Consider the following 14,795-nt stretch of genomic DNA (forward strand, 5'->3'; position numbering starts at 1 on the left):
GGCGAGATGAGCGCTGTTCTGGTTACGGGCGGGTCGGGCTTTATCGGCGGCCATATCATTCTGGCATTGCTCGAAGCCGGCCATGAGGTTCGCGCAACCCTGCGCGATATCGGGCGCGAAGGCGAAGTGCGGGCGATGCTCGTCGCCGCCGGCGCCAAAGCGCCGGAGCGCTTCTCCTGTCACGTCGCCGACCTACTGGACGACGCCGGCTGGGCCGAGGCCGTCACCGGCTGCGACTATGTCCTGCACGTCGCCTCGCCCTTTCCAGCCGGTATCCCGCAGGACGAGAACGCGCTGATTGCCCCGGCACGCGAAGGCACCTTGCGCGTGCTGCGTCAGGCGCGCGCCGCCGGCGTCAAGCGCGTGGTCGTCACCTCGTCCTTCGGTGCCATCGGCTATGGCCATGGTCGGCTCGGGCGGCCATTCGACGAGAACGACTGGACGGTCCTCGGCGAAGCCGACGTTCAGCCCTATATGAAGTCGAAGACGCTGGCCGAGCGCGCCGCCTGGGATTTCGTCGCGGCCGAAGGCGGCATCGAGCTCGCCGTCATCAATCCGGTCGGTGTGTTCGGTCCGGTGCTCGGCCCTGATCTTTCGACCTCGACGATGCTGATCAAGCACCTGCTCGACGGCGCATTGCCCGCGGTTCCGCGCATCTATTTCAACCTGGTCGATGCTCGCGACGTCGCAGAGCTGCATCTGCGAGCGATGGTCGACCCGGCTGCGGCCGGCGAGCGTTTCCTGGCGGTCGCCGGGGATTGTCTGCCACTGCACGAGGTCGCCCGCATCCTGCGCCGCAATCTCGGCACCGCCGCCAGCCGTGTGCCGCGCTACCAGCTTCCCGATTGGGTGGTGCGGCTGGTGGCGCTAGGGAATCCGGCGGCGCGGGCAGCCCTGCCGCAGCTCGGTATCATTCGAGGTGCCAATGGCGACAAGGCGCGCCGGCTGCTTGGCTGGCGCCCGCGCTCGAACGAGGAGGCGCTTGTCGCGACGGGCGAAAGCTTGATCAGGCTGGGGTTGGTCGGGCGGGAGGCCGGACGTACACGGTGACGGGTTAGGGAAGCGGGCGCCAGGACGAGCCCGGCTCGCTCGCGCCAAAATGCCTACGCTCCCGCCTTCAGCATCTTCGCGACACGCGGGGCAAAATAGGTCAGCACGCCGTCGGCGCCGGCGCGCTTGAAGGCGAGCAGGCTCTCCAGCATCGCCTTGTCGCCGTCGAGCCAGCCGTTGTTGGCCGCCGCCATGATCATCGCGTACTCGCCGGAGACCTGGTAGGCGAAAGTCGGCACCGCGAAGGTGTCCTTCACTCGCGCGATCACGTCGAGGTAAGGCAGACCGGGCTTGATCATCACCATGTCGGCGCCCTCTTCGAGGTCGAGCGCGACCTCGGCGATCGCCTCGTCGGTGTTGGCCGGGTCCATCTGGTAGGTGCGCTTGTCGCCGATGAGCGTGGCGTTGGTGCCGATCGCGTCGCGGAACGGGCCGTAATAGGCCGAGGCGTACTTGGCCGAATAGGCCATGATCTGCACGTCCTCATGGCCGTCGGCGTCGAGCGCGGCGCGGATCGCGCCGACGCGCCCATCCATCATGTCGGAGGGCGCGATCACATCGGCGCCGGCTTCCGCCAGCGCCAGCGCCTGCCGCACGAGAATGCCGACGCTGGCATCGTTCAGGATCCTCTCGCCATCCATCACGCCGTCATGGCCGTGCGAGGTATAGGGGTCGAGCGCCGCGTCGCAGATGATGCCGATCTCCGGCACCGCCGCCTTGATCGCCCTGACCGCGCGGCACATCAGGTTGCGGCCGTTGAGCGCCTCGGAGCCGGTCTCGTCGCGTAGCGCCTGGTCGACATAAGGGAAGGGCGCGATCGCGGGGATGCCGAGCCTGGCCGCGGCTTCTGCCTGGCGGACGGCCTCGTCGATGTTGAGCCGGTCGACGCCTGGCATCCAGGCGACCGGCGAGATCGGCTCGGCCGAATCGATCAGGAAGATCGGCCAGATCAAATCGTCGGTGGTCAGGCGATTCTCGCGCACCAGTCGGCGCGACCAGTCCGCCTTGCGGTTGCGGCGCATGCGGCGGGTGAGCCCGAGCGCGTCCGTCATGGCGGCCGCAGCCTCGGCCTGCCGCGCCTGCGGCGCGGGGAAGGGCCGCACAACCCGAGATGCCATCAACGCCTCCGCTTCGAACGCGATACTTGCTTGCTGGCGATGCTTTAGCACATCGGAACCATTCCAAAACAGTCGCGATGGTCGCATGCGGCCACGCGCATCGCGCGGGCACTTCGCCAAAGCGCGCCGTGCGGCTGCGCGCCGGCCGCCGCGTTGACAGGCCTCCGGCCAACGCCCAAACACGGGGCCAGATCAGACGAAAGAGCACTATGTCGGACGAGCCGGATATCATCTGCGAAACCCGCGGCAGCGCCGGCTTCGTCGTGCTCAACCGACCGAAGGCGCTGAACGCGCTCAATCTCGTCATGGTGCGCGAGCTGGCCAAGGCGCTCGACGCCTGGGAGCGCGATCCCGCCGTCACGCGCATCGTCGTGACCGGCGCTGGCGAGAAGGCCTTCTGCGCCGGCGGCGACATCCGCAGCCTGCACGATCTCGGCAAGGCGGGCCAATATGACGAGATGCTCGCCTTCTGGCGCGAGGAGTACATCCTCAACGCCCGCATCCAGAGCTATCCCAAGCCCTATGTCGCGCTGGTCGACGGCATCGTCATGGGCGGCGGGGTCGGCCTCTCCCTGCACGGCAGCTACCGCGTCGCCGGCGAGCGCTGGCTCTTCGCCATGCCGGAGGTCGGCATCGGCTTCTTCCCCGATGTCGGCGCGACCTATGCCCTGCCGCGCCTGCCGGATCACAGCGGTACTTATCTCGCTTTGACCGGCGACCGTGTCGGCCAGGCCGATGCGCTGGCGCTCGGGCTCGCGACGCATGCGGTGCCCTCAGTGCGCATGGCCGAGATCGCCGAGGCGCTGACCGGAACCGAGTCAATCGACGCCACGATCGCCCGGTTCGCCGGGGAGCCCGGGCCCGGCAAGCTCGCACAGGAGCGCGCGACGATCGCGCATTGCTTCGGCGCGGCGACGTTGCCCGATTTGCTCGATCGGCTCGATGCCAAGGCCGCCGCTGGCGATGCCTTCGCGGCCAAGGCGCTCGCCACGATCCGGGCGAAGTCGCCGACCAGCGTCGCCATCGCCTTCGAGCAGATGCGCCGCGGCGCCTCGCTCGGTTTCGCCGAGGCGATGCAGCTCGAATTCCGCATCGTCTCGCGCATTCCTCGCGGCCATGATTTCTATGAGGGTGTCCGCGCCGTGGTGATCGACAAGGACCAGGCGCCATCCTGGCGGCCGCAGACATTGGAAGAGCTCGATCCGGCGGCGGTGGCGGCCTATTTCGCCCCACTCGGAGCGACCGAGCTGGTTTTAGGCGGCTGAGATGGCGGTCCTGCGTGACGGCGAGGTTCTGCGTGGCCCGCGCCCGGCCGGTGAGGCCAGGCGCGGCATACGCTGGCGGCTGCTCCTGGTCTGGCTGCTGCGCCTGCTCTCGCTGGTGTGGATCGGCAAGGGCCTCTACCACTGGGCGATGATCCTCGGCCTCGGACTGGACACCGGCCCGGCCTTCGAGACGCGCCCGCTGACCTTCCAGGCGATCACCGTCTATTTCGCGGTCTTCGATCTCGTCGCCGGCGTCGGCCTCTGGCTGACCGCGACCTGGGGCGGCGTGCTCTGGCTGCTCGCGGCCGTCAGCCAGCTCCTGCTCGCCTTCTTCTTCCCGCGCTGGCTGACGCTCTCGCCCGCTTTGATCGGCACCTATGTCGCGCTGATGCTGGCCTATTTCCTGGCGACCTGGGCGGCGGAGAACCAGGAAACCTGAGCCCGTCCGCGCGCGTCGAATGCGGCAGGTCGCGGTAAGAAACGCTTTAGCTTAAGAGACTTGCGGTTCATTTTGGATTCACCCAAATGGGTAAATCCCTGATTCATCCTGATATTTAAACTCGTTTTCATCCGCACTGCCTATGGTGTCTCTCAGAAGCGGACCGGGAGACAATCCTGGCCGACATGCAACAGGCGGGATATACCATGAAGAGCAATGTAAAGACTGTGGAGCCAGCTGCCACTGACGAGGTTCAGCTCAAGGTGAAGCCGCTTTACCTTGAGTCCCTCACCTTGGTCGAGCGGCTGCATCGCCGGCTGCTGGACGTCATCAAGGACGAGTTCGAGCGCCGCAACCGCGACGACGTCAACAGCGTGCAGGCGCTGCTCCTCTACAATATCGGCGACGCCGAGCTCTCCGCCAGCGAGCTGCGCACCCGCGGCTACTATCTCGGCTCGAACGTTTCCTACAACGTCAAGAAGCTGGTCGAGCTCGGCTTCCTGCACCATGCCCGGTCGCGGATCGACCGTCGCTCTGTGCGCATCAGCCTGACCGAAAAGGGCGGCGAGGTGCACAACATCGTCAAGGGCGTCTACGACAAGCATGTCCGCACGGTCGAGCAGATCGGTGGCATCGCGGCCGACGACTTCGAGCGCATGAACAACGCCCTGCTGCGCCTCGAGCGCTTCTGGACCGACCAGATCCGCTACAAGCTCTGAGCCGGGCCGGCGGCCCGCCTGGGTGGTTCTCCCGCTACGCGCCTCGGCCTTGTGTCGCCGGGGCGCTTATTTGCGTTGACGGCCTAGGTTTCAACTTGAATTTCGGGTCCAGACCGAGAGCGAAAGTTGCCCGGTCACGCAAATATGTCGCGAAGCTGGCTTGGCGTTACGCCGAGGCGGCTTCGGAACGTGGCGGTCATATGCGCATGCGAGGTGAAGCCCGAGGAGAGGGCTACCATGTCCAGGCCAAGCGCCCCAGCCCGCATCAACGCCCGCGCCCGTGAGATCCGACGGTCTATGATGTAGTCGTGCGGTGCTTTGCCGACAGCGGCCTTGAAGGCGCGGCTGAAGAAGCCTGCGGAGAGCCCCAATGCCGCCGCCAGCTCCTGCACGGTCAGCTTCTTGTCCAATCCGGCCTCTATCAGTTCATCGACATGCCTGAGGCGACGTGGCGTCATCCACGCGCCTGATCGAGGTTCCGCATCGCCGCCCCTCAAGATGCGGACCACGCAGTCATCAAGAGAGCTGACCAGACCCTCGTATCGGAGTGAATCAACAAGGTCCGGGCTCAACAGGATGCTGCGCAGCCTTTGCGCGGCCCCGATAGTCGTTCGGTCGATGACGTTGCTGAAGCGACGCCCGCAAGCAGGCAGGTCGCCTTCTTCCGGCCTGAAGGCGATCTTCAGATACTCGCCGCCATGCTCCGACTGCGAATAGACGTCGCAGCCCGCCGGTACATAGGCTAGGCCATTGGGTTTCGCCCGAAAGCCGGTTCTGCGGTCGCTGCCGAACGCATGGACGCCGACCTGACTCTCGAACGCAAAGCCAATGATCGCCATGTCGGGCGTATAGGCCGCGTCATAAGGGCTTCGGGGCAGCAGTTCGATGCGCCATCGGCCAATAACGGCGCGCCGGGCGCTCTGCGCGCCGATTTGATTCGCCTGAAGGTGCTGATCGGGGCGCATCCCGCATCATACCAGCCGAAATGAGAGCTGGCACGGCGCGAACGGTACAAGGCGGATTTCGGGTCAGAATCCTGAAAGCGGCGCCTGCTCGCCCTTGATACAGCTCGGCGACCCAAGGAAACCGTGCCGCCATGCCCCTCTTCACCCTCGACGAACTCGAAGCCGCAACCGCGATCGTGCGCGGTTTTGTGCCGCAGACTCCTGCCTATGCTTGGCCTCTGCTCCACAAGAGGCTCGGCGTCCAGATTGTCGTCAAACACGAAAATCATACTCCGACGGGGTCGTTCAAGGCCCGCGGCGGGCTCGTCTATGTCGATGCCCTCTGCCGTACGGCACGTCTGCCGGACGGCCTGGTCACGGCAACGCGCGGCAATCACGGGCAGTCGGTCGCCCTGGCCGCGGCGCGCAATGGTCTGCCCTGCATCGTCGTCGTCCCCGAAGGCAACTCCGCCGAGAAGAACGCGGCCATGGAGGCCTTCGGCGCCAAGCTGATGATCGCGGGCGCCGACTTTGACGAAAGCCGCGCCATTGCCGCGAAGATCGAGCGGGAACGCGGCTATCATCTCATCCCCTCATTCCATCGGGAACTCGTGAAGGGCGTGGCGACCTATGCGCACGAGCTCCTTACCGCCTGGTCCGATCTCGATATTGTCTATGTCCCGGTCGGCATGGGCTCCGGCATTTGCGGTCTCATCACCGTTCGAGACCTGCTCCAGCTCAAGACGGAGATCGTGGGTGTCGTCGCTGAAGGCGCTCCAGCCTTCGCTCTTTCGTTCGAAGCCGGACGGCCTGTCCCAACGGCTGCGGCAAGAACCTTTGCCGACGGCATGGCGTGCCGTGATCCTCAAGCGGAGCCGTTGGAGATCATCAGGGCGGGCGCGGCGCGCATTGTCCGCGTGAGTGACGACGAGATCGCCGAAGCCATTCGGATCACCTACACCGACAGCCATAATCTCGCCGAAGGCGCTGGTGCCGCATCGCTCGCAGGCCTCATCAAGGAGAAAGCGAAGCTCGCCGGAAAGCGCGCTGGGGTGATCTTGTGCGGCGGCAACATCGACATGCCGGTCTTCCGGCAGATCATCAGTGGCCGCACACCAGACGCATGATGAGGCGGCGATGACGGACCTGCAGGTTTCACTTGTCACGTTCGCTGTCATTGCGACGCTGACGCCGGGCGGAGCGACCATCCTGGCCACGGCATCCGGCGCCCAATTCGGCATTGCGCGAAGCCTTCCGCTGATCGGCGGGATCGCGTTTGGCCTAGCTTCATTGATCGGCATCGTAGGCGGCGGCCTCGGTACGGTCATTCTGTCTTTGCCCGAACTCCAACTCGTGCTGCGCGTTGCCGGTTCGGTCTATCTCCTGTGGCTCGCATGGACGATCGCATGCCTCGGCGCTCCGAACTCGAAGGCGGGTCCGGCGGCGGCACCGATGGGTTTCGTGAAGGGGCTTCTGCTTCTCTGGCTGAATCCAAAAGCCTGGACGATGGCGGTTGCCGCCGCCGCAGCCTACGCGGGATTGTCGGATGGCCCGTTGCGCCTGGCGCTCGCTCTTGGCGGCGTTTTTGGATTGGCCGCGACGCTTTCTCTCACCCTCTGGTGCATGGGCGGCCTGTGGCTCTCGCGAACCCTGAAGACCGAAAGGCAATGGCGCATCGTGAATGTCGCGCTGGGCCTGCTGCTCGCGGCCTCGGTCGTGCCGATGTGGCGATAGCCCGGCCATGCCCTGGGTCTGCTCGGGGTTGGGAGCCGAAGTTTGAACTGGGTCACCTCCGGGCAGCGCGTCTGATCGCTATGCATGGTGTCTCGCCACACCTCTGCATCAGCGGTGCGGCCCGGATCAAACTCCCGTGAGCGCAACGCATCGCCGCCCCAAAAATGCCGCGCTCATCATACGGTGTTAACTGTGGTAAGGGATCGTCCCCAGCGACCGGCCGTGGCAGATGCCCGGCCGAAGGGGCGGGTCGCGTCCCGCTCCGATGATATGCGAAGTCCAAGGGGTACGATCGATGCCGAAACTCAGCCTGACACGTCGCGAGACGGTCCTGGCCCTACTGTCGAGCGCTGCCGCCGGCGTCAGCCTGCCGGCTTTCGCGCAGCAGGCCGAATGGCGCCAGAGCTATGATGCCGGCGCGCGCAACGCGGTCGCGCGCTCCTCGACGCCGATGCTGTCACCGGCTGCGCTGGCCGCGACCGAGCAGGCTGTCGAGGCTTATCGGGCACTCGCCGCGCGCGGCGGCTGGCAATCTCTCCAGGTCAGCGACAAGCTCGCCGTCGGCTCGCGCGGCGCGAGCGTCGTCGCGCTGCGCCAGCGGCTGATCATCACCGGCGATCTCGATGCCTCCGCCGGCGACAGCAACATCTATGATTCCTATGTCGAGGGCGGCGTGCGCCGCTTCCAGTCGCGCATGGGCCTGTCGACCACCGGCAGCATCAACCGCGCCACGCTCGCCGCACTCAACGTGCCGGTCGACCGGCGCATCCGCCAGCTCGAGACCAATATCGTGCGCCTGCGCACCTGGTCGGGCAATCTCGGCAACCGCTATGTCGTCGCCAACATCCCGGCCGCCGCGGTCGAGACGGTCGAGAACGGCCATGTCGCGACCCGCCACGCCGCCGGCGTTGGCAAGATCGACCGCCAGTCGCCGCTGCTGCAGACCAAGATCCCCGAGGTCAATTTCAACCCGACCTGGACGGTTCCCGCTTCGATCATCCGCAAGGATTTGATTCCGAAGATGCAGAAGGAGCCGAGCTACCTGACCGAGAACAAGATCCGCATCATCGGTCCGAGCGGCGAGATTCCGCCCGAACGCGTCAACTGGCGCTCGGATGAAGCGACGCGCTACACCTTCCGCCAGGATCCGGGCGGCGAGTTCAACTCGCTCGGCTTCGTGCGCATCAACATTCCGAGCCCGCACGGCGTCTACATGCACGACACGCCGTCGAAGGGCATCTTCGGCGACGATTTCCGCTTCGTCTCCTCCGGCTGCATCCGCGTTCAGAACGTGCGCGACTACATCGCCTTCCTGCTCAAGGAGACGCCCGGCTGGGATCGCGCCAAGATCGACGAGACCATCGCCTCGGGCGAGCGCGTCAATGCCCGCATCGCCAATCCGGTGCCATGCTATTGGGTCTATGTCACCGCCTGGGCGACGCCCGATGGCGGCGTGCAGTTCCGCGACGACATCTACAACAAGGACGGGCTCGGCCCGGTGCCTGTCGCGGCCCTGCAGGGCGATCAGGATATCTGACGCCTCCGCCCGACGGCTGCTTATGCGACCCGCCGGAGACGGCGGGTCGTTTCGTTTTGAGGTCCTCTACGTGCTGTCTTGCAGGCCTCGTTGGGAAACGTGAGCCCTCATCCTGAGGAGCGGCCGAAGGCCGCGTCTCGAAGGATGATTCAGGAGGCTCCGAAGACATCTGGAGCATCCTTCGAGACGCCGCTGCGCGGCTCCTCAGGATGAGGGCTGAGGATAGTCGCCAGCGTTAGGCCGCCTTTGCAACCTCGGCGAGATTGGCGGCGACGCAACTCGCGAAGGCCCTGGTACCGAGTGGGCCGCCAAGGTCGCGCGTGCGCTGCTCCGGCGCCTTGATTGTCAGGTCGATTGCCCGCTCAATCGCCTGCCCGGCCTGCAGCAAGGCAGGGGCCTGCCGCCGCTCGCCGAGCCAGGCGAGCAGCATAGCTGCCGAGCCGATCAGCGAGGCTGGGTTGGCGAGATCCTGTCCCGCGATGTCAGGCGCCGAGCCGTGCTGCGCCTGCGCGACCGCATGGCTCTCGCCGGCATTGAGCGAGGCGGCGAGGCCGAGGCTGCCGGAGATCTCGGAAGCCTGGTCGGAGAGGATGTCGCCGAACATGTTGGTGGTGACGATCACGTCGAAGACGCTGGCGTCGCGCACCAGGAGCGCCGCCATCGCATCGATGATCTTCTCCTCATAGGCGACGTCCGGATAGCGCTCTGCCACCGATCGCACGCATTCCAGGAAGAGCCCGTCGGAGATGCGCAACACATTCGCCTTGTGCACGGCCGTGACCTTGCGCCGGCGCTGGCGGGCGAGCGCGAAGGCGCTCTCGGCAATGCGCAGGGAGGCCTGCCGCGTCACCTTGCGGAAGGACAGGGCAAGATCCGGCGTCGGCATGATCTCGCCGGGCCCGAGATGCATCGAGCGATCAGAATAGAAGCCTTCGGTGTTCTCGCGCACCAAGACTAGATCGAGCGGCTTGCCGCAGCGCGGCGCGAAACCCTCGCGCGACCGGGCCGGGCGAATATTGGCGTAGAGATCGAGCCGCTTGCGCAATTGGCCTGATGGGTTGAGCCCGCCCTTCTCCGCCGGCGGATAGTCGTTGTGCGAGACCGGGCCGAGGATGACGCCGTCCGCCCGCTTGGCCGCTTCCAGCACGCTCTCGGGAAAGGTCGTGCCCTGGTTGGCGAGGGCGGCGAAGCCGATTTCCGCCCGCTGATAGGTGAGAGCGAAGCCGAAGAGCGCGCTCGCGGCGTCGAGCACCTTGCAGGTCGCCGTCGCGATCTCGGGGCCGATGCCGTCCCCTTCGAGGACGAGCAGGCGCAGGGGCATGGCAGGAGATGTCGCGTCGGTCATGGTCGGCATTGTCCGGGTTGATGAGAAGGAGGCAGAGGAGAGAGGCGTCACTCGACCTTGATGTCGGCCTCGCTGACGACCTTCGACCATTTCTCGCGCTCGGCCTTGACGAAGGCGGCGAACTCGGCCGGCGTGTTGCCGATCGGCTGGGCGCCTTCGAGCTCGAGATTCCGGCGCACCTCGGGCAGGTTGATGATCGTCGCGACCTCGCTGCGTAGTCTGTCGATGATCGCCTGCGGCGTGCCCTTGCGCACGAAGACGCCGTACCAGCCGCTGGCCTCGTAGCCGGGAACTCCGGCTTCCGCGAGCGTCGGCACCTGCGGCAAGGCAGGGGCCCGCTCCGCGGTGGTGACGGCGAGCGCCTTCAGGCTGCCGCCATGCACATGGCCGATCGCCGAGGGCAGCGTCGCGAACATCATCGGGATATGCCCGCCGATCAGGTCGTTCAGCGCCGGTCCCGCGCCGCGATAAGGGGCGTGCTTCAGCTTGACCCTGGCCATCAGCTCGAACAGCGCGGTCGCGATGTGGTTGGCCGAGCCGTGTCCGGCCGTGCCGTAGGTCAGCCCGTCAGGCTGCGCCTTGGCGAGTGCGATCAGCTCCGCGACCGAGTTGGCCTTGACCGAAGGGTGGACCAGTAGGAGCAGCGGCGCCTTGGCGATCAGCGTCACCGGCTCCAGCACCTCGGCCGGGTCATGCTTCAGGTTCTTGAACAGGCTCGGATTGACCGCCATCGGGCCGATATTGCTGATCAGCACGGTGTAGCCGTCGGCCGGAGCCTGCGCCGCGGCCGTGGTGCCGAGATTGCCGCCGGCGCCGGCCCGGTTCTCGACCACGACGCCGACCCCGAGACGATCCTGCAGCTTCTGCGCGACCGCCCGCGCGATCACGTCGGTGCCGCCGCCGGCGGCATAGGGCACGACCATGCTGATCGGCTTGCTCGGCCAGCCCTGCGCCTTGGCGGAGATGGCGGATGTGGCGGCGAATGCGGCTGCGAGCACCAGCCTCGTGATCCGGCGTGACAATGCGGCCTCCCATGATCTTCTTGTTTTCGGTATACTGAAGTATGCTGAGATGCGAGATTGAGGCAAGCGTTGATTTCGGCGTGGTCGCGGGCGATCACCACAGCCGCGGTCGGGTGATGGGAGAGGGCGCAGTTTGACAGTGTTCGCGGATATCCAGCCGGTACGCTCGCTCGCGGGCCAGGCCTATGCGCGCCTGCGCGAGGCGATCGATGCCGGCGAGCTCAGGCCCGGCATGCGCCTGCGCGAGGAGGATCTCGCCGCTCGCCTGGAGATGAGCCGGACGCCCTTGCGCGAGGCCGTGCGCCGGCTCGAGGCTGAGGGCTTCTTCACGCGCGATTCGCGCACGCTCGTCGTCATGACGCTCGATCATCAGGCGGTGTCCGAGCTTTATGCAATGCGCGAAGTGCTGGAGGGGACTGTCGCCGCCTTCGCCGCACGTCACGCTTCGGAGGGCGAGGTCGCGTTGCTGCGCGATCTCCATGCCATCGAGGCCGGGCTGCTGGCCCGGCCACAGGAACTCGCCCGCCACAATGAGCGCTTCCATTCCGCGCTCTACGGCGCGGCGCATAATCGCTATCTGCTGAAGGCGCTGAATGCGCTGCGCGACGCGCGCGCGCTGCTCGGCTCTTCGACATTGCTCGATAAGGACCGGGCGACGAAGGCGCATGCCGAGCACGACGCCATCGTGTCGGCCATCGAAGCCCGTGATCCCGCCAAGGCGGAGGCTGCGGCTCGCGATCACATCAAGGCCGCCGGGCGTGAGCGGTTGCGACGGCTGGTGCAGGCGGGCTGACCCCGCCGGCGACCGCTCGATCAGGCCAGGTTGTCGGCGATCAGGAAGCCGAGCAGCGAGATACAGGCCATCACGATCGAGATTTCCAGAAGACTGAAACCCATTGCCACCTCCACCGCTGTGAGGGGCAACGCAGCTCACTCGCCTTGGTTCCGCCGCAGCTGCGGCGATTTTGTGATGACGCCTCTCAGTACGCCCGCTTGCGCGGCACGACCGGCGCGGGCTCATCCTCCGTCGCCAGATGCTTGCCCGCGATATGAAGCACGACATAGCCGATCACCGCCGACAGCGCCGAGCCGGCGAGCACGCCGATCTTGGTCGCATCGTTGAGCGAGGCGTTGGCGGCGAAGGCCAAGCCGCCGATGAACAGGCTCATGGTGAAGCCGATGCCGCAGAGCAGCGAGACACCGTAGACCTGCGCCCAGGTCGCCTTGGCCGGCATGGTGCCGAGGCCGAGCCGGACCGCGAGCCAGGCGAAGCCGAAGACGCCGATCTGCTTGCCGATGAAGAGCCCGAGCACGATGCCGAGCGGCACCGGCGTCAATAGCAGCGAGGGCGACATGCCGGCGATCGAGACGCCGGCATTGGCAAAGCCGAAGATCGGCACGATGAAATAGGACGACCAGGGATGGAGCCTGTGCTCCAGCGTGTGCAGCGGTGAATGCTCGGGCTCGTCGCTCTCCGTGCCATGGCCGCCGAGCGGAATGGTCAGCGCCAGCGCGACGCCGGCGAGCGTGGCGTGGATCCCGGATTTCAGCACGAAGAACCAGAGCAGGGCGCCGATGGCGAGATAGAGCGGCAGCAAGCGGACGCCGCGCAGGTTGAGCGCGATCAGCACGGCAAGGCAGGCGGCGGCGCCGGCCAGCATCGGCAGCGAGAGGTTGCCGGAATAGAACAGGGCGATGATCAGGATCGCGCCGAGATCGTCGAGGATGGCGAGCGCGGTCAGGAAGATCTTGAGCGAGACCGGCACGCGCGAGCCGAGGATGGCGAGCACGCCGAGCGCAAAGGCGATGTCGGTGGCGGCGGGAATCGCCCAGCCGCGCAATGCCTGCGCATCACCCCAGGCGAGCGCGGCGTAAATGAGGGCAGGCGCGATCATGCCGCCGAGCGCAGCGAGGGCCGGCAAGGCGCGGCGGCTCCACGTCGCAAGCTGGCCCTCGATGAACTCGCGCTTGATCTCCAGCCCGACGAGCAGGAAGAACAGCGCCATCAGCGCATCGTTGATCCAGTGCAGGATCGAGAGGCCCGCGACCTTCGCCTCCAGGATCGTGAAATAGACGACGCCCAGCGGCGAGTTGGCGATGATCAGCGCCAGGGCTGCGGAAAACACCAGCAGGACGCCAGCCGCCGCTCCGCTTTCGAGCAAGGCGTGCAGGGGCGAGCGGCGCTTGGGCGGCCAATCCGGAGCTTCGGCTTCGATCTGCTGCGCATCCTGGGTCACGCCGGCATCCCCCGTCTTCTTGTAGCCTGGATATCGCAGATGCGCTGCGACATCCCGATGTCGATTCGATTGCAGCCGACGGTTGTGCCATGCGGCTGCGAGTCGGCTCACTCGACCTGTGAAATAGAGCAGAGCGGACGCGATGCCGCATTCCATATCGCCGCACTATTGCCTGCGCAGCCAGCCAGCGCCACCCGCCAGCACGGCTGTTGCGGTCATCGCGGCGAGCAGCACGGCTGTGCCGCCGAAGAGGCTGGCATAGCCGTAGGCTGCGATCAAAGGCGTGCTAAGCAGCGGCGAGCAGAACTGGCCGATGAAGATCGAGGCGGTCAGGATGCCGCCGGCCAGCCCGCGCTTGCGTGTCGGCGCGAGGTTGAGCGCGAGGGCGATGAAGCTCGGCGAGACCAAGGCGTAGCCCGCGCCGATCGCGGCGACGGCGGCGAAGATCGCCGGGGTCGCCGAGGCGGTGACCAGCAGCAGGAACCCCAGCGCCATGGCGCCATAGCCCAGCGCGAAGATGTCGGCATAGCCGACGGCGCGCTGGATGCGCGGATAGAGCAGCGCGAAGCCGCCGCCCGACAGCATCAGCACGCCCAGCGCCGAGCCGGTCATGATCGCGCTGTCATAGCCTCCTGCGTCCAGGAAGAACGATAGCTGCGTCGGCATGATGAAGAAGATCATGTTGGTGACGCCCTGGAGCAGCACCAGCATGGTGAAGAGGAGACGCCAAGGTCGGCGGTCGTCACTCTCACCTAACGGCGTTGCGCCAGTAGCCGGCGACAGGCGCGGCGGATCGACGATCACCAGCCACATCAGCGGCAGGAAGGCGGCCGCAAAGCCATAGATCGCGAAGGGCAGGCGCGGTGAGATCGTTGCGACCCAGCCGGCCGTGAGGATGAAGACGAGGCCGCCGAGATTGCGGGCCGAGATCTGCAGGCCAGTCAGGGCGTTGCGGTCGTCGCCGCTGAAGTAGTCGCCGATCAGCGCTGTCTGCGCGGTCATGATCAGGGCGACCGCGATGCCGAGCACGAGGCGGCTGGCGAAGATCGTCGGCAGGTCCGGCAGGAGAAGCCCCGCACAGCCTGAAATCACGAAGAGGACCACGCCGACGAGCAGCAGCTTGCGGCGTCCGATTCGGTCTGCTGCTAGCCCCACGAGCGGGGCGCAGATCGCGACGGCGAGCGAGGGCGCCGGCACCAAGAGCCGCGTTAGCAGCGCCGCATTGGGATCGTCCGCAAATAGGCGCTCCAGCCCGGGCAGCGCCGGGGCGATCGTCGCGTTCGCCATGGTGGTGAGCGATGCCGCCATCAACAAGGCGATGGCCCGCCGGTCCTGCCAGACCGGAATTTGCCTTGTAGCGAGAATGGTTTCCATGATGTTCCTCT

At 66.4% G+C, this 14,795-nt stretch carries 14 protein-coding genes; 8 read left to right on the top strand and 6 right to left on the bottom strand.

Going from position 1 to position 14,795, the window contains the following annotated elements:
- The first annotated feature begins 6 nt into the window (after positions 1-6).
- Positions 7-1,050 carry an SDR family oxidoreductase gene (locus tag ACSQ3M_RS24870; RefSeq protein WP_436152756.1) on the top strand — a complete coding sequence of 348 codons (1,044 nt, stop codon included), beginning with the start codon at positions 7-9 and terminating at the stop codon, positions 1,048-1,050.
- Positions 1,051-1,103: 53 nt separating this feature from the next.
- Here the strand turns inward: ACSQ3M_RS24870 and hemB are convergent, their stop codons facing one another.
- Positions 1,104-2,168 (bottom strand): porphobilinogen synthase, encoded by a 1,065-nt coding sequence (gene hemB / locus ACSQ3M_RS24875; protein WP_436152757.1) that lies wholly within the window; start codon positions 2,166-2,168, stop codon positions 1,104-1,106.
- A 209-nt stretch (positions 2,169-2,377) separates the two neighbouring features.
- Here hemB and ACSQ3M_RS24880 point away from each other — a divergent pair, with 209 nt between their 5' ends.
- The 3 genes from ACSQ3M_RS24880 (at position 2,378) to ldtR (ending at position 4,591) form a co-directional block, all read left to right on the top strand.
- Positions 2,378-3,433, top strand: coding sequence for an enoyl-CoA hydratase/isomerase family protein (locus ACSQ3M_RS24880; protein ID WP_436152758.1), 1,056 nt, complete (start codon positions 2,378-2,380; stop codon positions 3,431-3,433).
- 1 nt (position 3,434) lies between these two features.
- Positions 3,435-3,872, top strand: a complete 438-nt coding sequence (locus ACSQ3M_RS24885; RefSeq protein ID WP_436152759.1) for a DUF6163 family protein — start codon at positions 3,435-3,437, stop codon at positions 3,870-3,872.
- A 206-nt stretch (positions 3,873-4,078) separates the two neighbouring features.
- Positions 4,079-4,591, top strand: coding sequence for a transcriptional regulator LdtR (ldtR, locus tag ACSQ3M_RS24890; protein ID WP_436152760.1), 513 nt, complete (start codon positions 4,079-4,081; stop codon positions 4,589-4,591).
- A gap of 134 nt (positions 4,592-4,725) precedes the next feature.
- Here the strand turns inward: ldtR and ACSQ3M_RS24895 are convergent, their stop codons facing one another.
- Positions 4,726-5,556: a helix-turn-helix transcriptional regulator gene (locus ACSQ3M_RS24895; RefSeq protein WP_436152761.1), complete on the bottom strand. Its 831-nt coding sequence runs from the start codon at positions 5,554-5,556 to the stop codon at positions 4,726-4,728.
- Positions 5,557-5,687: 131 nt separating this feature from the next.
- On the opposite strand from ACSQ3M_RS24895, the gene ACSQ3M_RS24900 reads away from it, so the two are divergent.
- From ACSQ3M_RS24900 to ACSQ3M_RS24910, 3 genes are all read left to right on the top strand, one after another.
- Positions 5,688-6,662, top strand: a complete 975-nt coding sequence (locus tag ACSQ3M_RS24900) for a threonine dehydratase (RefSeq protein WP_436152762.1) — start codon at positions 5,688-5,690, stop codon at positions 6,660-6,662.
- Positions 6,663-6,672: 10 nt separating this feature from the next.
- Positions 6,673-7,269 carry a LysE family translocator gene (locus ACSQ3M_RS24905; protein ID WP_436152763.1) on the top strand — a complete coding sequence of 199 codons (597 nt, stop codon included), beginning with the start codon at positions 6,673-6,675 and terminating at the stop codon, positions 7,267-7,269.
- Positions 7,270-7,564: 295 nt separating this feature from the next.
- The gene (locus tag ACSQ3M_RS24910) at positions 7,565-8,806 is read left to right on the top strand and encodes a L,D-transpeptidase family protein (protein WP_436152764.1); all 1,242 of its coding nucleotides are present in this window, start codon (positions 7,565-7,567) and stop codon (positions 8,804-8,806) included.
- A 235-nt stretch (positions 8,807-9,041) separates the two neighbouring features.
- On the opposite strand, the gene ACSQ3M_RS24915 is transcribed toward ACSQ3M_RS24910, so the two are convergent.
- Positions 9,042-10,151: an isocitrate/isopropylmalate dehydrogenase family protein gene (locus ACSQ3M_RS24915; RefSeq protein WP_436152765.1), complete on the bottom strand. Its 1,110-nt coding sequence runs from the start codon at positions 10,149-10,151 to the stop codon at positions 9,042-9,044.
- A 47-nt stretch (positions 10,152-10,198) separates the two neighbouring features.
- Positions 10,199-11,173 (bottom strand): Bug family tripartite tricarboxylate transporter substrate binding protein, encoded by a 975-nt coding sequence (locus ACSQ3M_RS24920; protein ID WP_436152766.1) that lies wholly within the window; start codon positions 11,171-11,173, stop codon positions 10,199-10,201.
- Positions 11,174-11,312: 139 nt separating this feature from the next.
- On the opposite strand from ACSQ3M_RS24920, the gene ACSQ3M_RS24925 reads away from it, so the two are divergent.
- Positions 11,313-11,966, top strand: coding sequence for a GntR family transcriptional regulator (locus tag ACSQ3M_RS24925; protein ID WP_436152916.1), 654 nt, complete (start codon positions 11,313-11,315; stop codon positions 11,964-11,966).
- A 187-nt stretch (positions 11,967-12,153) separates the two neighbouring features.
- Here the strand turns inward: ACSQ3M_RS24925 and nhaA are convergent, their stop codons facing one another.
- Complete coding sequence (nhaA, locus tag ACSQ3M_RS24930; protein WP_436152767.1) at positions 12,154-13,410, bottom strand: Na+/H+ antiporter NhaA; 1,257 nt, start codon at positions 13,408-13,410, stop codon at positions 12,154-12,156.
- Between the two features lie 165 nt (positions 13,411-13,575).
- Entirely contained in the window at positions 13,576-14,784 is a 1,209-nt protein-coding gene (locus tag ACSQ3M_RS24935; RefSeq protein WP_436152768.1) for an MFS transporter, read from the bottom strand.
- Between the last annotated feature and the right edge of the window lie 11 nt (positions 14,785-14,795).

This window comes from Allobosea sp. LjRoot90, from assembly GCF_964254315.1.
Lineage (GTDB): Bacteria > Pseudomonadota > Alphaproteobacteria > Rhizobiales > Beijerinckiaceae > Allobosea.